Annotated in this window: 18 protein-coding genes; 10 read left to right on the top strand and 8 right to left on the bottom strand. The window is 26.1% G+C overall.

Annotated elements, in window-relative coordinates:
- Positions 1 to 28 precede the first annotated feature (28 nt).
- Positions 29 to 775: a hypothetical protein gene (locus BHYOB78_RS04235; protein ID WP_020064099.1), complete on the bottom strand. Its 747-nt coding sequence runs from the start codon at positions 773 to 775 to the stop codon at positions 29 to 31.
- A 15-nt stretch (positions 776 to 790) separates the two neighbouring features.
- Entirely contained in the window at positions 791 to 1,450 is a 660-nt protein-coding gene (locus tag BHYOB78_RS04240) for a hypothetical protein (protein ID WP_020064098.1), read from the bottom strand.
- A 218-nt stretch (positions 1,451 to 1,668) separates the two neighbouring features.
- On the opposite strand from BHYOB78_RS04240, the gene BHYOB78_RS04245 reads away from it, so the two are divergent.
- The 4 genes from BHYOB78_RS04245 to rsmA are packed head-to-tail and all read left to right on the top strand — an operon-like array spanning position 1,669 to position 4,978.
- Positions 1,669 to 1,974: a hypothetical protein gene (locus BHYOB78_RS04245; RefSeq protein ID WP_012669563.1), complete on the top strand. Its 306-nt coding sequence runs from the start codon at positions 1,669 to 1,671 to the stop codon at positions 1,972 to 1,974.
- Between the two features lie 10 nt (positions 1,975 to 1,984).
- Positions 1,985 to 2,419 carry a tetratricopeptide repeat protein gene (locus BHYOB78_RS04250; protein ID WP_012669564.1) on the top strand — a complete coding sequence of 145 codons (435 nt, stop codon included), beginning with the start codon at positions 1,985 to 1,987 and terminating at the stop codon, positions 2,417 to 2,419.
- Positions 2,416 to 4,143 (top strand): tetratricopeptide repeat protein, encoded by a 1,728-nt coding sequence (locus BHYOB78_RS04255; RefSeq protein WP_020064097.1) that lies wholly within the window; start codon positions 2,416 to 2,418, stop codon positions 4,141 to 4,143. The genes BHYOB78_RS04250 and BHYOB78_RS04255 overlap by 4 nt, the downstream gene beginning before the upstream one ends.
- The gene (gene rsmA / locus BHYOB78_RS04260; RefSeq protein WP_020064096.1) at positions 4,133 to 4,978 is read left to right on the top strand and encodes a 16S rRNA (adenine(1518)-N(6)/adenine(1519)-N(6))-dimethyltransferase RsmA; all 846 of its coding nucleotides are present in this window, start codon (positions 4,133 to 4,135) and stop codon (positions 4,976 to 4,978) included. Before BHYOB78_RS04255 ends, rsmA begins: the two co-directional genes overlap by 11 nt.
- Here the strand turns inward: rsmA and BHYOB78_RS04265 are convergent.
- Positions 4,975 to 5,538, bottom strand: a complete 564-nt coding sequence (locus tag BHYOB78_RS04265; protein ID WP_226989560.1) for a hypothetical protein — start codon at positions 5,536 to 5,538, stop codon at positions 4,975 to 4,977. The genes rsmA and BHYOB78_RS04265 overlap by 4 nt on opposite strands.
- Before the next feature lie 159 nt (positions 5,539 to 5,697).
- Here BHYOB78_RS04265 and pyk point away from each other — a divergent pair, with 159 nt between their 5' ends.
- From pyk to BHYOB78_RS04280, 3 genes are all read left to right on the top strand, one after another.
- Positions 5,698 to 7,131: a pyruvate kinase gene (gene pyk, locus BHYOB78_RS04270; protein ID WP_020064095.1), complete on the top strand. Its 1,434-nt coding sequence runs from the start codon at positions 5,698 to 5,700 to the stop codon at positions 7,129 to 7,131.
- Positions 7,132 to 7,345: 214 nt separating this feature from the next.
- Positions 7,346 to 8,734 (top strand): sodium-dependent transporter, encoded by a 1,389-nt coding sequence (locus tag BHYOB78_RS04275; RefSeq protein WP_020064094.1) that lies wholly within the window; start codon positions 7,346 to 7,348, stop codon positions 8,732 to 8,734.
- 179 nt (positions 8,735 to 8,913) lie between these two features.
- Positions 8,914 to 9,333, top strand: a complete 420-nt coding sequence (locus tag BHYOB78_RS04280) for a PaaI family thioesterase (RefSeq protein WP_020064093.1) — start codon at positions 8,914 to 8,916, stop codon at positions 9,331 to 9,333.
- 601 nt (positions 9,334 to 9,934) lie between these two features.
- On the opposite strand, the gene BHYOB78_RS04285 is transcribed toward BHYOB78_RS04280, so the two are convergent.
- Together BHYOB78_RS04285 and BHYOB78_RS04290 are read right to left on the bottom strand one after the other, a co-directional pair.
- A complete protein-coding gene (locus BHYOB78_RS04285) occupies positions 9,935 to 13,399 on the bottom strand; it encodes a DUF4132 domain-containing protein (RefSeq protein WP_020064092.1) in 3,465 nt (1,154 codons plus the stop codon).
- A gap of 956 nt (positions 13,400 to 14,355) precedes the next feature.
- Complete coding sequence (locus BHYOB78_RS04290; protein WP_012669574.1) at positions 14,356 to 15,441, bottom strand: hypothetical protein; 1,086 nt, start codon at positions 15,439 to 15,441, stop codon at positions 14,356 to 14,358.
- Between the two features lie 203 nt (positions 15,442 to 15,644).
- On the opposite strand from BHYOB78_RS04290, the gene BHYOB78_RS04295 reads away from it, so the two are divergent.
- Positions 15,645 to 16,553: a hypothetical protein gene (locus tag BHYOB78_RS04295; protein ID WP_020064091.1), complete on the top strand. Its 909-nt coding sequence runs from the start codon at positions 15,645 to 15,647 to the stop codon at positions 16,551 to 16,553.
- Between the two features lie 86 nt (positions 16,554 to 16,639).
- Here the strand turns inward: BHYOB78_RS04295 and csrA are convergent, their stop codons facing one another.
- From csrA to BHYOB78_RS04310, 3 genes are all read right to left on the bottom strand, one after another.
- Complete coding sequence (csrA, locus tag BHYOB78_RS04300; protein WP_008727916.1) at positions 16,640 to 16,888, bottom strand: carbon storage regulator CsrA; 249 nt, start codon at positions 16,886 to 16,888, stop codon at positions 16,640 to 16,642.
- Between the two features lie 2 nt (positions 16,889 to 16,890).
- Positions 16,891 to 17,367, bottom strand: coding sequence for a flagellar assembly protein FliW (gene fliW, locus BHYOB78_RS04305; protein WP_012669576.1), 477 nt, complete (start codon positions 17,365 to 17,367; stop codon positions 16,891 to 16,893).
- A 69-nt stretch (positions 17,368 to 17,436) separates the two neighbouring features.
- Complete coding sequence (locus BHYOB78_RS04310) at positions 17,437 to 18,690, bottom strand: flagellar hook-associated protein 3 (protein ID WP_012669577.1); 1,254 nt, start codon at positions 18,688 to 18,690, stop codon at positions 17,437 to 17,439.
- A gap of 476 nt (positions 18,691 to 19,166) precedes the next feature.
- On the opposite strand from BHYOB78_RS04310, the gene BHYOB78_RS04315 reads away from it, so the two are divergent.
- Entirely contained in the window at positions 19,167 to 19,508 is a 342-nt protein-coding gene (locus BHYOB78_RS04315; protein ID WP_012669579.1) for a DUF5674 family protein, read from the top strand.
- A gap of 11 nt (positions 19,509 to 19,519) precedes the next feature.
- Positions 19,520 to 19,855, top strand: a complete 336-nt coding sequence (locus BHYOB78_RS04320) for a hypothetical protein (RefSeq protein WP_020064090.1) — start codon at positions 19,520 to 19,522, stop codon at positions 19,853 to 19,855.
- Positions 19,856 to 19,864: the final 9 nt, after the last annotated feature.

Raw genomic sequence — 19,864 nt, forward strand, 5'->3', positions numbered from 1 at the left:
TTATTATAACTTATTTATTTTATATTAATTATTTTTCTATTCTCTTTCTGAAATATCTTGATAAATCTACAGGAGTTTCTTCAAGCCAAGATGACATAATGCATTCATATTTACCTTTACTTTTGCTTAATTTATAAATTTGATATTCAACTCTGTCATTTCCTCCGCCAATAGTTTCTCTTGATTCAACCAGCATTTCATATATTCCGTCTCCATCAATATCTTCAAATATATTATCCATTTGAGTAATAACAGAAGTTTTCATAGAATTAATTTCTTTATAAAAAACTACATCGGCAATGAATTTTATGCTGGATCCATCTATTCTAAACATATACATATAAATATCTCTGTCTTGTCCGTCTTCATTTATGATATAGTATTTGATTATTCCTATTTCATTTTTTATATCATAAAAATTTTCTAAATCTACGGCAGCATTTTTTCCTATTCTGTCTGTTTTATAAGAAAATTCTTCATTGTCTTTATTATATATTGATATTTTATCTCCCTGAGCAGAAGATATTAAAGCTATAAATTCATTACCTTCTTTAGGAAGAACATCAGCAATAACTATAGAATATACTTTATATCCTTTGCTTTGTAAATCTGATTTTAATTTTTCAGCCTGACTATATTCTGCATTATTTATATTTTCGCTTTTGTAATAAACAATTTCTCCATTGTTTGGAAGGTTAAATAAACTTTGAACATCAATAGAGTAAAGAGGCATAGTCAATATTAGTGAAATTACAATTGATAATATTTTTTTCATAATTTTTATATCCGTTTATTTATAAGTTTTTATATCAACAAATTCTATTTCAGAATTTACTTTTCCGTCAGAACTTTTATATTTTATTGTTTTAGGCAGAGTATAATCTTCTACTTCTTCATATAATATGTTTACATCATACATTTTTGATTTTTTATTATAATATTCTGCTCTTTCTATTATGTAAGTATCTTTATTTACTATGTAAGTTACACTATAGTTCTCATTTTCACCTTTTGCTCTTAAAGTTATTTTGTATTCGTCTTTTTTATCTTCTATACTTTCAAAAGTGAATTTTTTTGATATAGAATCATATGTATTGTTATTTCCTACCAAAGTATAAAAACCAACAGTTTCTAAAGCACCTTCAAATACAGAAAACATGTTTCTATAAAAACTATCAACGTTTTCAAGTATCATAGTAGGTTTATATCCTTTCTCAAATGTGAATCTTAATTTTATATCTTCTTTAGTTTTAGTGTAGCTTTTTGCTGGTATAGTATCTATTTGTCTTTGTACTATTTTACCATCTATATATGCTTCAAATTTTCTTGGATACATTGAAGAATATTTTTCTTTCATCTTTTCGTATATATCTTGAAAATTTGCATCTTGAGAATATGCATAAATATATGCGCTACATATTGCAATTATTATTAATATTATTTTTCTCATACTTTTAGTATTCTCGTAATATTTTTAATTAGCAATAATAAAAAATAATTCCGTATTTTTTGTAAATTTTATATGGAAAAATAAAATTTAAATGTTATCATAAATAATTTAATGCTATTTTATGAATTAACTATTCATACATTAGAATCTTGACTTTAATCTTAAAGTTTGTTATACTTTTAATATAAAAAAATAAATATAATTTATGGTAAGTATTTATGAGCGAAGAACAAAATGAACAATTGTCCGAAACAGGTATATATTGTGCCAATTGCAGATATTGCGTCTTATTTAGAAAAGCTAGCGGTATAGACGGTAATCAGTATTTGCTAAGAGTAAAATGTGCACAAGAGCAATGGCGTAAAAAACTTGGCGAAGAAAAAATGTACAAGTATTTTACAGTAGCTAGAAGAACAGTAGAAAAATGTGATGACTATAAGGAAATGGGAGATTTGAGAAGTTTCCTTAAGACTTTACGTAAAAGTTTGCCTGTACGTGATGAAGTATATACTATAAAGAAATAATGGATTTTTAGTGAAAAAAGGTTTTATTTTTTTAGCTGCGGTTGTTTTTTTATTAATTTCATGTGCTTCAGCGGTTAAAATTTCCGTAGAGGAAGGACAGTATCCTAAAATAATAGCTGAAAAAGGATATACTGAATTTGGTAATAAAAACTATAAAACTGCTATAGCCTATTATCAGTACATAATAGATAATTTTGATAGAGAAAATTATGCTAAAGATGTTGCTTGGGCTTATTATGAAATAGGTTTTTGTTATTATTATCAAAAAAAGTATGAAGAAGCTTTAAAATATTTTGATATAGTTTTAAATAATTTCACAGTCTTACCTCCTAAAATTTTAGCTCAAAAAGTTATGCAAGATATTTATGAAGAAAAACCTAAATTAAAACCTGTTGAAATTATAGAAGAAGAAATAGAAGTTATTGAAGAAAATATAGACTCATGAAAAAAGAAGGCAGTATTACTAAGAGTATTATATTAAGTTTCCTATTACTTAGTATTTTAAGTATCTTTATTATCCTTTTTGTATATATATTATATAGCAGAGGAGAGGGTGAAGATTATTCTCTTGCTACATATGTATTATATAGTTTGATATTTTATAAAAGTTATATACCATATGTAATAGCATTATCAGTTTATCTGTCATTTTTTAAAGCTAAATATTTATATCAGGAAAGTATTTCTAAGGTTATAGCTTATCCTATAGCTGTTATAGTTTTGCTAGTAGGATTTTATGCTATATATGATTATTCTTTCACAAATTTATTTATTTCTAAACTTAAAGAACATAATAGTATCAGAGATGCAAAAGTATATTATGAATATGAATTGAAATTAAAAAATAATGCCTATGAAGCAGCTAAAGAGGAATTGATGGCAGGTAATTTGGATAAGGCATCTACTTTAGCTGAAGAAGCTTTATTCTATGATAAAGATGACGGAAATACACTTTTACTTATAAAATCTATACAAAAAGAAAAAATGAAAAATGAAGAAAAACTTCATGAGGAAAAGTTTAATAATATAAATAATTTAATGAGCCTTGGTACGCGTGAATTTAGTTCATCTAATTATAATTCAGCAAGTGATTATTTTCGTCAGGTATTAGAATTGGATAATAATAATCCTATGGCATTATACTATATGAATAGAATTAGTATAGCTTTGAATAAAAAGCCTTTATATTATGGCAATGCTACTCCTCAAGAGGCATCTATATATTCAAAATTATCAGAAACAATAGATATGTATGAAAATGGATATTTATGGAAGGCTTATGATAATATTTCTGATTTATATTTAAATTATCCTAATATTCCTGAAGTAAATAATTATTATTCTATTATAAAAGATGCCATAAGCAGATATGATTTCTTCATTAAGGAAGCTAAAGAAGTTAGAGAGGCTTATATAAATAACCCTGATTTATTGCAGTACTCTTCTGCTTTTAGTCATAATGGTATTAATTTGATGCTAAGTAAAAATATTTTACTATCTTCTTCTACAAGTGCAATGTTCAAAAATAGTTTATATATATTTGATATTTCACTTATGGAATTAGATGAAGAGTTAAAAGTTGTAAGATGTGAAAATTTCTTATTTGGAAAAATAGCTGATTCATTCAATTCTACGAATAATACTAAAAATATTATATTAAAAGCATATTTTGATACTAATAAAAATGAATATATTTATAATGATGCTATCAGTAAAGTTATTCCTATTAATATATCATATACTACATTGGATATTATTAAGAATTATACTTCTCTAAATTTAAAATATGTAAATTTGTTGGAATTATTTACTTTAAGAGGTGAAATACAAAAATTTGGATATTCAAATAAAGATATTAACTTTGAACTTTTAGTAAAAAATATAGAACCTATAGCATATTTACTATTATTTATGATAATAGCATATTATTCATTCAGATTCAGACTTGCCGCATCTAATGATAAATTTCATTTTTACAATAGAATTACAGGTGTTTTAGGTACACTATTATTTGTTATAGTTTATAAAGTTTTAATAGATTATCTTGGAATGTTAATGTTAATGGCATCGCATATTACAATCAGTGTTATTATTGCTGTTGTTATATTTGCATTTCTAATATTATATGTTATATTCCAAATGGCTAGAATTCCTAGAGATGTTAGATAATTTATATTCAAAAAGAGAAGTTACAGAATATCTTAAAAGCAAGTCTATATTCCCAAATAAAAATAGAGGACAAAATTTCCTATGCGATAAAAATATAGCATACAATATTGCAAATACAATTCCATCTCATTTATCTAGAGGTGAATATGCTTTAGAGATAGGAGGCGGACTTGGATCTTTAAGCAATATGCTTCATGCTGTATATAAAGATAATCTCACTATAGTAGAATATGATAATGCTTTATATAATCATTTAATAGAGAAATTTAATGATATCAAGATAGTGCATCAGGATATACTTACATTTGATATATCTAATTCAGAAAACAAATATGATGTATATGGAAATATACCATATAATATAGCAAGTCCTATAATGGAATGGCTTTTACATGAATCTTATGATAAATGGAATTATGCTGTATTTATGGTTCAAAGCGATTTTGCTCAAAGACTTATAGCCAAAGAAAATACTGAGAATTATTCATCTCTTACTTTATTTGCTAATTTTATGTCAAATATTAAATTGGAATTCAATGTATCAAAAGATGTTTTTTATCCTATTCCAAAGGTTACTTCATCAGTTATAAGTATTATACCAAAAAAAGTTGATACAGATATAATTGAAGTATTTAAATCCGTTTCAAAAACTTTATTTCATAATAGAAGAAAAACTATAAGAAATAATTTTATTGCTTCCCCATATTTGAATATAGATAAAGAATATATAGATGAAATATTAAATAAGTCAAATATTGATGGAAATATAAGAGGCGAAACCTTACATATAAATAAAGTTATAGAGCTTTCTAATATAGTAAAAGAATATATTTAATTATTTGTATTAGATTCATCTACAATTCTTACAGAGCTAATAATATTTTCTATTTCTTTATCATCTTTCTTACTATTAGCATTATACATACACATTATTTGCAGTATCCCATTATCATGAAGCATAATGAAAGATTTATGGTATGTTTTATTAGGTCCGTAATAGAAACTGCTTAAAACTTTATATGAATTAGGCATATTTTCAGGGATTTGTTCTGATACTAGTTCAAATTCTTTTATAGCTGGATGATTTCTTAGCCCATCTATTACTCTATTTTTAGCTTTCTCTAAATTTATTATTCCATTGTAAGCTGGTTTATATTTTGTATATACTATTGTGTATATACCAGTATTTCTTTCTACTCCATAAGATTCATTGAATGCTACGGTATTATCAATAGCTACTGTTCCATCTAAGAATCCTGGTTTGAAATCTCCAGGTACATCTATTGCTATATTTGTAAGCATTATAGTTTTATTTCTTTGAGTACAAGAAGAAAACAATAATACAATTGAAATTATTATTAAAATATTGGTTAATTTTTTTAATGTTTTACTCATATAAATATTATATATCATATTATATATTTTTAAAGTAAAAATTATTATATATCCATTTTTTTTTATAAAAATAAAAAATTATTTTTAATTATTAAATTATTTTTTTATATTTAATATATATTTGAGCTTAATTTTGAAAAATTGAAAGGATATTTAATAATGAGAAAAACAAAAATAATAGCAACTTTAGGCCCAAGATGGTCTAATGAAGATATGGTAAGAAAAATTATAGAAAATGGAGCTGATGTATGCCGACTAAATTTTTCTTTCGGAACTTATGATGAACATTTAGAGAGAATAAATATAATAAGAAAGGTTTCAAATGATTTAAAAAAACCTGTGGCAATATTGGCAGATTTACAGGGTCCTAAAATAAGAATAGGTAAATTAAAAGAGTCTATTACTGTAAAAGAAGGTGATATAGTAAAACTTAGCGGATATAAAGAAACTAATGATGATAGTATTATACCAACAACACATTCTAATATTGCTCATGATGTTAAATCAGGTTCTATGCTTTTGATAGCTGACGGTACAATACAGCTTATAGTTGAATCCAGTGATGAGGCATCAAAACTTGTAGTGTGTAAAGTTATAACAGGAGGTACTATATTAAGCAGTAAAGGAATTAATCTTCCTGGAGCACATGTTACAACAGAAGTTCTAACTGAAAAAGATGTAAGCGATGCTTTATTTGCTGCTAAGAATGGTGTTAATTATTTAGGAATGAGTTTTGTAAGAAAGGCTGAAGATGTTATAAGACTTAGAAAGATATTAGATGATAATAATCTTCAAGATGTAGGTATTGTTTCAAAGATAGAAAATACTGAATCTCTTGAGAATTTAGAGGAAATTATAAAACATTCTGATGGTGTAATGGTGGCTAGAGGAGATTTAGGTGTTGAGATACCATTTGGAGAAGTACCTGTTTGGCAGAAAAAGATATTAAGAATGGCAAATGATATAGGAAAAATAACTATTATAGCTACTCAAATGCTTGAAAGTATGACTAAAAGCCCTGTGCCTTCAAGAGCTGAGGCTAGTGATGTTGCTAATGCTGTTTTAGATGGTACAGATGTTGTAATGATGTCTGCAGAAACTGCTTCCGGTGATTATCCTATAGAATCAGTTAAGGCTATGGTTTCAATAGTTGAGGCGGCTGAGAAATCTGTTATGAGAGCTTCACATGAAAATATGTCTTATTTGGATAGAGGTATAAATGATGCTCTTACTGATAGTGCTTCTTATTTATCATATTGTTTAGACAATAAAGTAATAATAGCTCTTTCAAGATCAGGATATACTGTTAAAAACTTATCTAAAAAAAGACCTAAAACACCTATTGTTTTTATGTCTGCTGATCCTGATTTATGTAACAGACTCGCTATATGTCATAATGTTTATACTATACTCATGCCTGAAGATTTGAATTTTAGTGCCGGTATAAGTCATGGAGGTCAGATTGATGTACTTGAAGATACATTAATCAAACATAATTTAGCTAATCATGGCGATAAAGCTATACTTGTCAGCGGAAGCAAATGGCAGGGTAGATGGCAGGAAAATAGTGTACGTGTAGTTGTTATACACTAATTTATATATTATATGTTTTATGAGGATTACTATTAACTCATAGTAATCCTTTTATTTTTTAATAATAAATTTTTTGCTTAATTAGATTATTTTATGATATATTTTTGTTTTATAAAATAAAAAAAGTTTAATATTTTTGCTTGTTACTACTTGAAGTAATTTATAAATTTTGTATAATATTATGATTAATAAACTTTATGGAGTGTTTTTTTATATGAATAATGAAAAAAGAGAAAGATTATCTAGCAGGATTGGTTTTATTCTTGTATCAGCCGGATGTGCTATAGGTCTCGGAAATATATGGCGTTTTCCTTATATAACCGGAAAATACGGCGGAGCTCTTTTTGTTATTATATATTTAATATGTTTGGCTCTTGTGGGGCTTCCAATACTTATAATGGAATTTAGTATAGGAAGAGCCGGACAAAAAGATATAGCAGGTTCATATAAGGTAATAGAGAAAGAAGGTACTAAATGGCATTTAATTGGTTATGTACAAATGTTTGGCTGTTTAATATTAATGATGTTTTATACAAGTGTTACAGGATGGACTATAACCTATGCATATTATATGGCAACAGGCGCTACTTTAGGACTTACCCCTGATGGAATAGCTGATTTTTTTGGAAAAATGCTTTCTAATCCTGCTATAATGCTTTTGAGTTTATTTATAGCTGTATTTTTTGGAACATTAATATGTTTTAAAGGTCTTCAGAAAGGTGTTGAAAGAGCATCTAAAATTATGATGTCTTCATTGTTTGTTATAGTTATAATATTAATAATGAGATCTATTACTTTAGACGGTGCTGTAGAAGGAATAAAATTCTATTTGCTTCCAGATTTATCTAAGATGTTTGATGGGGGAATAGATAATGTTTTTGAAGTAATATATGCAGCTTTAGGACAGGCGTTTTTTACATTGGGAATTGGTGTAGGAAGTATGACTATATTTGGAAGCTATATAGGAAAGGAGAGATCTTTGACTAATGAGTCTATAATAATAGTAATATTAGATACTTCGATAGCATTTCTTGCTGGGCTTGTTATATTTCCTGCCTGTTTTGCTTTCGGAGTAAATCCAGGGGAAGGAGCTGGTTTAGCATTTGTAACATTGCCTAATATATTTAATTCTATGCCTATGCCTAGAGTATGGGGAACATTATTCTTTTTATTTTTATCTATGGCGGCATTAACTACAGTTGTTACTGTATTTGAAAATTTAATAGCTTTTACTATGTCTGAATTTAAGATGCCTAGAAATAAAGCTGCTATATTAGTGGGAATAGTTGTATTTATATGTTCTCTTCCTACTGCTTTGGGTTTTAATGTATTATCATTCATACAGCCTATGGGAAAAAATACTAGTTTCTTAGATTTATTTGATTTTATAATAAGCTATAATTTAGTTGAGCTTGGAGGAATATATATAATAATATTTTGCGTATCTAAATATGGTTGGGGATGGGATAATTTTATTAAGGAAGTAGATTCTGGGTCTGGAATAAAATTTCCTAAATTCTCAAGAATATATGTAACTTATTTTCTTCCTCTAATATTATTTGCTATATTTATTATTAATTATATATATAAATTTTTCCTTTAAAATATTAAATTAGATTTTATAGCCAAGTATTTTTATACTTGGCTTTATTTATAAAAATATTGTTATAATTAGATATAAATTATTTTTTATGAGAGGTATTTATTTTATAAGCAAATAAAATAGAAGCTATAAATGATTGTTTGAAACTATTATGAAATTTATATATAGGAGTTATTAATATGTTGGAAAAAGAAGTTTATGAAAGAATAAGAAAAAGATTTGATTCTCAGGATTTTTTATCTTTTGTGGGAATGAAACTTGAATATGTAGATAAAGGTAAAGCTGTAATATCATGTGAAAACAAAAAGGAGTTTTCTCAATATTTAGGATATATGCATGGAGGTATGGTTACAGCTATTGCAGATACTGCGGGTGGACATGCTGCTGGTACTATGCTTAAGGAGGGATATAAAACTGTAACTTCTGAATTGAAGATACATTTTTTAAAGCCGGTTGTTTCTAAAAAGGTAATAGCAACAGGCGAGGTTTTAAGTGCTGGTAAGAGATTAATTATAGTAGAAACTGTTGTAAGAGATGAAGAGGATAATATGCTTGCCAAAATGATAGCTACTATGTTTGTAATAGAGCCTTCAGAATAATTGGATAAATAGGGTAGGAATGGTTAATAATATTTTAAAATTTATTTTCATTCCCGCCAATTATTCTTTATTAATTTTATTTATAATTTTAATTTTCTCTTTCTTATTTGCTTAAACAGAATTTAAAAGCGCCAGCCCTAGTTTTAATTAGATTTAAAATCTCCATACCGCACGGTGAGCAGATTTTTAAATATAATAAAAATTGTATTATTAATTGATTTATATATTTAGTTTTATTTAGCGTGCGTTGTATAGTTCTAAATTTAAAAAAATTTTGGGTGGGCAGCTAAAATAACAGTAGAAACAAAAAAGAAAAATAATATAGAAATGTGAGAAAAGATTAAAAGTCTAAAGGGTGGGCAAGTATAATTAAATTTTAAAACTTAATTACATACCCCGCCCATTATTCTTTATTAATTTTATTTATAATTTTAATTTGCTCTCTCTTATTTGTTTAAATAGAATTTAAAAGCACCCACCCTAATGTTATTTAAATTTTTAACGAATAAATAAAAAACTAGTTAATAACAGTAACTGCATTATTAACTAGTTTATATTTTAAATCTATTTACAGTGCGTATTTGCTTTTAATAAATAAAAATTAATCTCCAAAAACGCTTTTCACTATACTGTAAATTGAAGAAGCAAATCTCTTATTAACTTTTAGAGGATTAATCAAAGTTTCAATACCGTCAGTTATTTCACAGAACTCAATATCACCGAAATTAATATCTTCATTAGCATCCATTCCGAAGTACATATAGTCGAATGAGATATGAACTGATATGTTTAGGTAAGTGTCTTTTAATATGTACTCGCAGAAAGTTCCTCCGTCCATAGCTTCGCCTCTAGCCATATCATACTTAGTAGCTAATGACATTAATACACCAGCCTTTATTGTTTTAGAGTCAAGAGAATGAATCTTATCTTCTTTTATGTCTTCTTCTTTAATCTCTTCATATTTGAAATCGAGCTGTTCTATAGGCTGTGATATCTCATAATCTGATAATTGAGTTTTCCATTTGGTTATAGTGTCAGAATCTAATTCTGAAGGGTGAACCAAAGTTATTAAACTGTTCTCTGGTAAACTGTACTCTTCTTCATCAACTGTATTGAAAGTGCCGTCTTCCATGTATCTGAAACTCTGTATTAAATTGTTGTTCTCATCATAAGCACCCCAAATAAGTTTCAAAGCAAATATGTTCATTATTGGGTTTTCTACGAATACAGTTTTGAAATTATTGTAAGTCCATTTTCTTCCGTTTAATAAAACTTTTTGAAGTCTTATTTTTTGGTTTTGTATCAAAGTTTTTATCTCTTTTTTAAGAGTAGTAAATTCTTTTTTGGCACTGTCTGCTTCTGCTTTGTCGTCTCTGCTGTTTGGTGCTGGAAGTGATTTTATTACTTTTTGTTTTTCATTATCTGTAATTGTAAGTTCAAGATTATTGTCTATTGATAATGTGAATGTTCTTCTTGCTTCTCCTCCGTAGTTTAAAACTTTTTCACCTTTTTGACTAAATCCGAAATTAGGTATTATTCTGTCTGAAAGTTCATCGGCTGTCATATCAAGCATATAAGCAGCATTCTCCATAGTTTCTATTGCCACTTCTTTTATTTTTGCTGTAGGTGATTTTCTTGTGAGACCATCTACCAATAATAAAGCATAGTTCTTTCCGTTTAATGCCATACATTTTACAATGAATGCTGCCATAACAGTACGCGATCCCTTAGCAAATTCTTTTATAAGAGGATAAACTTTATATATTTTCAAATCATCAGAATATATTAAATAAGGTATTAAAATATTTTTCTTTGCAGCTTCATAATTAGAATCTTTCCAATGAATATATAGCATTTCCAAAGCATTAGTAAATGAAGCAGTATCAAGAATTTCAGCAAGCATGTCGCAGTCTTTTAATCTTGCCGGTTCTACTAAATTCATATATTCCATAATGATATATTTAAATATTCTCTCATCAGCTAATTTTCCATTATTGTATAAAACTTTTGTCAAATGAACATCATCTAAGAACTTTATATTTTTTTCATAGTTTGTATTGTAGTAAGTGTCAATAAACTCCAAAGCCTCATCAATACTTTTGAAATAGTCGCCGTATTTTTTAAGATTCCAATTCTTAATAATATTTTTTAATGCTCCTTTAAGTTCTGATGATCTTGCTTTCTCTGACATCTTTTCAACATAAGGTCTTGTAATGGTTTCATTATCAGAAATAACTTTAATACAATGCCTTTTTACTTCGGCTCTCTTTGTATTTTCAAGAATTGTATAAACTAAATGATAATCATTATAATGACATTTATTATACAATGTTCTTAATATATCTAAGGCTGTATTTTTATTGCTTGCTATATTATCTTTTATAAACTTATCATCATTTAATATATTCATAACTTCATCAAAATAGCTTTTTAATAACTCATCTTTTACGCTATTTATAATAACATTATTATTTTCATCTACGCATCTAAGTTCTTTATATAATGTAGGAAGAGATTTTCCGCCATAGTCATAATAATAATTTGAAAGATCTCCTGCATAATCAAAATAGTATGATAATAAAATTTCTTTTAATGTAATATTCAATTCTTTATTATTTAATAAACTATCAATAACTTCTTTTAAAGTTTTACTTCCTATAGATGCTTGCACTTCTATATATTTTCTTATTCCAATCTGAATTGGTAAATATTTAAAAATATCGAGAGCAAACTTTTTATAGTTTTTCATTTCAGGTATGTCATAATTAAATAAAGAGAATAAATAATAAAGTTCTGTATTAAGACAATATTCAGGGAGAGTATTTCCCCATCTGTATGTGCTGTATAGATTGTATGTATTTTTTTTGTCTGTATAATAATCTATAAGCGTATCAAAGAGTTTATTTTTATCTTTATCAAATATTTCTTCTATTTTTTCTGTAGTAGTAAAAGTAGGTCTTGGATTATATCTATTAGAGTTGTCTTTTGTAAATTTATTAACTATAGTTTCTAATACAGTTACAGATTTTTTTAAATTATTTGTGTCTATTTTATTATCATTATGTTCAAGTAAAATACCGCTAAGCACTATAAATATTCTTTTATTTCTATCATTATTTCTATTATTATACCTATCACTATTTAAACTATTTTCTACAAAATTATAAATTTTATAAAAATCTTCTTTATGATTCAAATATAAATCTCTTGCCCCATAAATGAAGGCATAATGAAAATAATCTTCAAAATGCTGTGCTATAAATGCGAAATCATTTGGATAATTTATTGCATTAAAGAATTTCTCTCTAGCTTTATAAGGATTGTTATAATCTAATGATTTTAAATAGTATCCAAGTATAATATTAATATCAATGATATATTCTTCATTTTTATTAAGCACTTCTATAAATTTATTTTTTATAGCCTCATTTTTATCTAAGATAGCAGCAATTACATTTAAAGTGTCATAAATATTAGGAAGAACATCGAATGATTTTATAGCTGCATTTATATATTTCTCATCACATTCTTTATTACTTTTTATAACAGAACATATTGCAATCAATGGTATTACAGCATCTCTTCCCATTTTATGCAGTATTTTTTTATTATCATTATTATTAATAATATCAATATATTTCTCTGTGTATTCTTGAAACTCTTTACTGAAGTATTTATTAAAATCTTCAAAAACTGTATATATTAAAGTTTCACCATTTAAAGTTCTTGCCTGTTCTTTATATCTTTTCTCATATCCGTATGCAAGATATCTAAGTGACTTTTCAAAATCTCTATTGACTATATAATCAAAAATAACATATCTAGTTCCGCCTTCTCCTTGCTTATCATTTCCGTAAAGAAGTATCTTCATAAAATGTTCATATCTTTTCTTTAATTTCTCATCTTCTATAGAAAAATAATCTTTCAAAAATTCCTCTTTATAATGGAAATAATCATAAGGATTTCTTCTTATTTTGCTGAAATCATTTGTAGCTTCACATTTTTCCATATCTTCTTCTATAGAAGAGCCTCTATAATATAATTCAAGTTTTTCTTCTAAATCCATAAATTCACCTCTTATCTTTAATCTATATTAATGTATAGTATATATATTTTTTATTATATTGTCAATATATCTAATATACCAAAAAATAAATAAGCAAATATTGATTAAATTATAAGCTGTAGTTTATCTAAATATTAAATAATAAAAAAGCCTATGCATTAAGTGCATAGGCTCAATAGGAAAAAATAAAGCTCATTCTTCTATATTTTCTATTATGTCATTATATTCACTCATTAATAGATTATATTCTTCATCATCTATAAAAATACAATCATTATTCAAAGCGTTTAATAATTTGGTCATGTAAATCTCCTTTTTTCATTCATAAATAAACCTTAATTTTTATGTGATGTATATTTTTTATATTGTAGTTTATTATCACTATTTGTACTAATAATATAATAAATTAGTATATAAAGGCAAGAACTTTTTTATATGCTTTTTAATAAATGATTTGATATAGATAAATAAGAATAATAAAAAAGCCTATGCTATAAATGCATAGGCTTTAAAGAGAAACAAATGTTATTCGTCTATATATTTCATCATTATTTCATAATATTCACTTATTAATAGCCTATAGTCTTCATCATTTAAAAAAGTACATTCATTATTTAATATGTTGAATAATTTAGTCATAATAGACCTCCTTTTTCATCATAAATAAATTTATTTTTTTATGTGATGAATAAGTTGTATCTTGTAATTAATTATCACAAGCATATATTAATAATATAATAAATTATCCAATAAATTCAAGAAATTTTTTGTTTATATTAAAATAAAATTGTAAAATATAAAGTTGATAAGATATTTGTAATTAAGCTAGTTTTATATTTATAAAATTAAAAAGAATAATTTATAAGAAGTGCGTATAATTTTTATGGTATATTAAAAAAGCAATGCATTTTATTTTTGCATTGCTTTATTTAATTAATTATTTAATTTTTATAATATTAGTATCTCCAAATTCCCCAAATATCTAATCCTCCGCCGAATGCATTATTTATTTCAAAGTTAGCACTTTTTCTCATTATTCCCTGACCTTCAGCATATCCCGTCAAACCAAATGTTAGATTTTCTATTAAAGTAATTTGAAGTTCTCCTTCTACACCATAATGTAAATTATATTCTCCATCTACTTTGTATATCTGTCCTTCAAACATAAGTCTAGGCATTATATATGTATAAATTGCTCCCAATTTAGCCTCAAATTTGGCTGGTAATAATACATAGAAATACATACTATCAGTAGATCTTCCGCCTTCATCATCATATAAATAATTAATCAAAGCATCTTCAGCATATCCTGCATCTATAGTAGCAAATCTTGCTCCTATACCATAATAGAAAGCCAATTTTACAGGAAGACTTATTTGTATTGGATAATTATCAAATCTTGTAAGCATCACACTTCCATATAAAGAACCTCCTATTACCATAGGTGCTATAGAAGTTCCGCCCACATTATTTGTAACGGTTGAAAGCTGTATTCCATAATGAAGCGACATAGTAAATTCATCTAATAATCCACCTCTAAACATAAAAGAAAATTTAGGTGTGGTACTAAATGCTAATTTTCCGCCATAGTAGCTTTGATCTCCAAGATAAAACGAGAAAGGTAAAGAAAGTCTGTATTTTTCTGTGGCTAAACCAAAAGAAAATGAATGGCTATGAGCAACAGGCATATTTTTACCACTAAGATCATTATATAAACTGAATTGATATCCGAATCCAAATATTCCGTAGCTTAATCCTACAAAGCCTTTAGGCAAAAAAGCTAATTTTCTTTTACCATCATTATTTGTATGAGTATTATCAACTATATGTGATAAGTCTAATATTGATACCCCTAATTTAAAAGGTGTATTATGGTTCATAAGCGGAGCAAAATCATATATAGTACTAATTCTATCAGATCCGAATCTTGTTGATGTTACACCTTCTATTAAATTATGCATATTATCTTTATCTACTATATCATCTATAGCAAAAGCAAAAGAATTTAATATTAAGAGCATCAGGAATATTATTTTTTTCATTTTTTCTCCACTTATTATTAATAATTATATTACAAAACAGATATTATTTAATAATGTAATAGTATTTTGTATAATTTAATTGCTCTAATAGTTTATAGCAGAAACACTATTATTTCAAGTGCATATTTTGTACATATTTTCTATTGTCTTAAAAGTAAATTAAAAGGTATTTTCTTCCGATAAATTTACATACGGAATTAAAAATGATAAAAGATTTTTTTTATTTTATAGTTATAATACTATCTAAAACTATAATAGATTTATTTAGATCATTCGGAAGTATTATAATATTTGGATTTATTTTGTATGTTCTTTCATCTATTACTAGAAGAATATTTGCTAAAACATTAGGTTCTAAGACTGAGGTTTATATTACAGGGTGGATTGGTACTCCTATACATGAACTTTCACATGCTTTATTCTGCTTATTATTCAGACATAAAATTAATGATATAAAGTTATTTAATACGAAATCAGATACTATAGGTTATGTGCTTCATAGTTATGATTCAAGAAGCTGGTATCAACAAATGGGTAATTTTTTTATAGGGGTAGGGCCGATTATTATTGGAACTTTGATAGTTTATTTACTATTTATATTATTAGCTCCTGAATTAAAAAATAATGTATTTGAAATACCTGTCATTAAATATAAACAAGTATTTAACTCAGATATACTTTCAATATTTTACTATACAATATCAAATATATTTGTATATACTTATAATATTTTTATAAATATAATAAAAAATGTTATAGAGTATTCTTCTTTTAAAAATATTACTTTTTGGATATTTTTGTATTTCTCTATAGCAATAGCTTCTCATATGGAGTTAAGTCCTGCTGATATTTCACATGCTTCAAAAGGAATAATAGTTATATTTGCTTTGTCATTAATATTAAATACATTGTTTATCATAATGAAAATATTTTTCAAATTGGATATTCCTATTTTTATCAATCATTTCTTTAATAGAATTTTGGATATGTACAATATGTTATTAATATTTTCAGCCATAATATCATTATTCAATTTTTTAATATCATATATAATTTTAACTCCTATTAATTTAATAAAAAATAGAAGTTTGATTAATCCATTTACAAGCTGATTAGTAAACTGATATTATTTATTCTGATTTCAAAAATATAATTAATTGATTTTAGAATAGTTTTAAGAAAAAATAAGATTATTTAATTATTGTTTTTTACCAAATTTATTTTTAACAAAATTACTTAAAATATTCAATTTATCAGCAGTAGCTTCTTTTGAGGCCTCTAAGTTTTGGCTTTCTATTTCTTCATAAACTTCTTTTCTGAATATTTTCACATTTTTAGGAGCATTAATTCCAAGTTTTATTTGATCGCCTCGTATATCTACGAGCATTATTTCTATATTATCTCCTATTACTATGCTTTGATTGATTTTCCTAGAAAGTACAAGCATTGTTATGAACTCCTTTCTTCTGTATTACTATTTTCTGAAGAATCATTATCTTCTAAAAGAATTGAATGTCTGGTTGTGTATTTATCACCTGAAACAGTACATTGTTTTGCCTTATGATTTTTGATATTAAAAACTACAGGTGCCACTAAATTAGCACTCATAGATTTGAAATCACTATTAGGAATGCTGACAATAGTAAGCAGGTATAAATCTTCATTATTTTCTATACCTAAATATTTTATATCATCATCATGTACATCAGGTTCATAATTTTTAAATATCAAAAATGGATCTATAAGTATGAAGCATACATTTTTATCATCTTTAGATTGAAGTATTTTAAAAGTTCCTTCCTCATCCATATTGAGAAGATAAAATTCATCATAGGCCTCAAATGCTAATATAGTACCATTTAAGTGGTATAATGAATCATCTGAAACTTCTATTTTTCCTAGTATCCTAGATTCTATTTCTGGCATATAATTATTTCCTTTTATACAATTAATAATATTTTATATTGTCAGCATTTTTATTTTCTATCTTTTATATTATCTTAAATAATCCATAAGAGTTCTGCCTAATAATCTTCCGGCTGTTTGTAATGAAGCATTATGAGCATATTGCCACATATTGAAATTAACAATTTCTTCAGCATAGTCAATATTTTCATTTTTAGCCAAAGCTTCTTCAATAGCTAATTTCTGATCTTCAAAGCTAGCATAACCCATATCAAGTCTTGTTACTTTAGAAGATGCATTAGCCTGAACAGTAGCAACATTATCCAAAGAACTATCTATATAACCTAAAGCTTCGCTTCCTATAGCTCTTACATCATCATTAAGCATAGCATCTCTTAAATAAATAAGAGTTTCAAATACGCTTTTTCCTGTAACTAAAGCACTAGGTTCATAGTTATTTTCAGGGTTATTAGCAGAACCAGCTCTTACTAAACCTATATCCTGTAAAACTGTACCGCCGGCTAAATCTTGTAAAAGTATTTTATGAGGAGAGCCTGTTTTTAATTGTATAACTTTTTCTCCGCCTCTCAAATCACCTATACTTGCACTTACATTTCCATTAGCATCATTTATTCTCTGAACTATAGCTTCAATATTATCGCCTTGCTTAATATTTACAACCATATCATCTATCATAATATCCTGATCTTCAGCAGCAATATAAGTTGAAGCATCAGTTGTAGATATTATTTCCATATCAGTTCCCCAAAAAGCATAGTTTCCAGGAGTAGCCACATTGATAACTTGTCCGTTTTCTATTTCTCTGTTCTGAGCATTTCCATCGCCTTCATATATAACAGATTTTACTATAGAACGTCCTGCTTTTTCATCATGTCCGTAAAGTGCTCTGAAAGGTGCTGTTTTAATACTTGTTCCTGAGAATATATACTCTCCTTTACTTTGAGTTTTGGATATATCGTATATTCTCTCTATCATTTCTTCTACTTCCATAGCCATTTTTGCTCTGTCATCTGCTCCGTAAGTACTGTTTGCACCTTGAATTGCTAAATCTCTAGCTCTATTCAAAGCTTCAGTTATTGCAGACATAGAATCATGTGCTACGCTTAATTTTTCTTTTCCATCAACTATATTGCTTTGATATCTGTCTACTGAAGACATTCTAGTTTTATAATATATAGAATTAATAGTTGAAGTAACATTCTGGTGAGGGTACTGTACCCTTTGACCAGTAGATAATCTAGTTTGAGAAGCTTCCATCTCATTATAGTTTCTTTTTATTGTACTAACTGTTCTATTAAATTGGGCTTGTTCAGTAACTCTCATTTTTTATCTCCTGTTTTAATATAGAAATGATTATTATATCGTTTCCATTTTCGTAATAATCTAAAATTCTTTTATTATTTTTTTCTTACTATTATTAATAAAAATTGTTCGCCAAAAAAGTATAGCAAATAAATTTGCCATACGCTCACAATTTTTATATTTAGCTTTTATTATTAATAAAAATTGTTCGCCAAAAAAGTATAGCAAATAAATTTGCCATACGCTCACAATTTTTATATTTTTATTATTGCTATGTTCGCCTACGCCTATAATGAGCAAATAAATAAATTTATTTGCTGGCTTCGGCTCACTTTTTATTATTTTTACAACAATAATAAAAACTATTACTTATTATCGGAATATAAATTATAAAAAATATTCATACATATATGTGATAATTAAAATTCCTTTGTAAAAAAATTACATTTCCGTTAATATTATGTTAATTAAATATGTTTATGGAGTATTAATATTTTATGATAATTATAAAAGAAGGTATTGAAGTTTCAGAAATTAAGAATATGCTTGGAAATTTTTTTACTGATATGGTTAAAGGTGTTGTTGATATAGAAAAAAATGAATTAGCTTTAGATGCTGAGCTTCATAGTGATTTGGAGTCTTTGCTAATAGAAAATGGTTCTTTACAGAAGGATTTATGGGGAATTAATATTTATCCTGAATTAGATGATGAAGATTTTATAGAGTTTGATTCTTGGATTAATATAAAACCTACTGATAATAATAGAAGCAGATATGTTGAAGATGAAAATATTAGAAATAAAATAATAGAAATATTAAATAATTTAATAATTAAGTAATAGGTGTATTTATGAGTTATATGCATAAAGATTTAGCAAATGGAAAATGGAAGACTTTGAGTCTTGCCGAACAGATGTCTAATATAGGAAGTGAAGTTTACAGAGCAATAAAATTTAAAAAGAAAAATAATTTTGAATATTCTAAAAATGCTGCGTATAGAGCTTTAGAGCTCATTGATTTGACTATATTAGCCCAATATAAAAAACATAGTATAAAAGAGTTTACAAGACTTAGAGAAGTTTTATGTGATTATTTGCTTGGAGATAATGAATATAATACAGATGAAAGTATTATGAAATATTTTGACAGCTTTGCTTATATATTGGCAAAAAGAAAAGGTAAGTGATTATTGTAT

Source organism: Brachyspira hyodysenteriae ATCC 27164, from assembly GCF_001676785.2.
Taxonomy (GTDB): Bacteria; Spirochaetota; Brachyspiria; order Brachyspirales; family Brachyspiraceae; genus Brachyspira; species Brachyspira hyodysenteriae.

Bases quoted from the DNA above. Each gene is read 5' to 3' on its own strand.
- BHYOB78_RS04235 (WP_020064099.1), bottom strand. From the start codon at position 775: ATGAAAAAAATATTATCAATTGTAATTTCACTAATATTGACTATGCCT.
- BHYOB78_RS04240 (WP_020064098.1), bottom strand. From the start codon at position 1,450: ATGAGAAAAATAATATTAATAATAATTGCAATATGTAGCGCATATATT.
- BHYOB78_RS04245 (WP_012669563.1), top strand. From the start codon at position 1,669: ATGAGCGAAGAACAAAATGAACAATTGTCCGAAACAGGTATATATTGT.
- BHYOB78_RS04255 (WP_020064097.1), top strand. From the start codon at position 2,416: ATGAAAAAAGAAGGCAGTATTACTAAGAGTATTATATTAAGTTTCCTA.
- rsmA (WP_020064096.1), top strand. From the start codon at position 4,133: ATGTTAGATAATTTATATTCAAAAAGAGAAGTTACAGAATATCTTAAA.
- BHYOB78_RS04265 (WP_226989560.1), bottom strand. From the start codon at position 5,538: ATGAGTAAAACATTAAAAAAATTAACCAATATTTTAATAATAATTTCA.
- pyk (WP_020064095.1), top strand. From the start codon at position 5,698: ATGAGAAAAACAAAAATAATAGCAACTTTAGGCCCAAGATGGTCTAAT.
- BHYOB78_RS04275 (WP_020064094.1), top strand. From the start codon at position 7,346: ATGAATAATGAAAAAAGAGAAAGATTATCTAGCAGGATTGGTTTTATT.
- BHYOB78_RS04280 (WP_020064093.1), top strand. From the start codon at position 8,914: ATGTTGGAAAAAGAAGTTTATGAAAGAATAAGAAAAAGATTTGATTCT.
- BHYOB78_RS04285 (WP_020064092.1), bottom strand. From the start codon at position 13,399: ATGGATTTAGAAGAAAAACTTGAATTATATTATAGAGGCTCTTCTATA.
- BHYOB78_RS04290 (WP_012669574.1), bottom strand. From the start codon at position 15,441: ATGAAAAAAATAATATTCCTGATGCTCTTAATATTAAATTCTTTTGCT.
- BHYOB78_RS04295 (WP_020064091.1), top strand. From the start codon at position 15,645: ATGATAAAAGATTTTTTTTATTTTATAGTTATAATACTATCTAAAACT.
- csrA (WP_008727916.1), bottom strand. From the start codon at position 16,888: ATGCTTGTACTTTCTAGGAAAATCAATCAAAGCATAGTAATAGGAGAT.
- fliW (WP_012669576.1), bottom strand. From the start codon at position 17,367: ATGCCAGAAATAGAATCTAGGATACTAGGAAAAATAGAAGTTTCAGAT.
- BHYOB78_RS04310 (WP_012669577.1), bottom strand. From the start codon at position 18,690: ATGAGAGTTACTGAACAAGCCCAATTTAATAGAACAGTTAGTACAATA.
- BHYOB78_RS04315 (WP_012669579.1), top strand. From the start codon at position 19,167: ATGATAATTATAAAAGAAGGTATTGAAGTTTCAGAAATTAAGAATATG.
- BHYOB78_RS04320 (WP_020064090.1), top strand. From the start codon at position 19,520: ATGAGTTATATGCATAAAGATTTAGCAAATGGAAAATGGAAGACTTTG.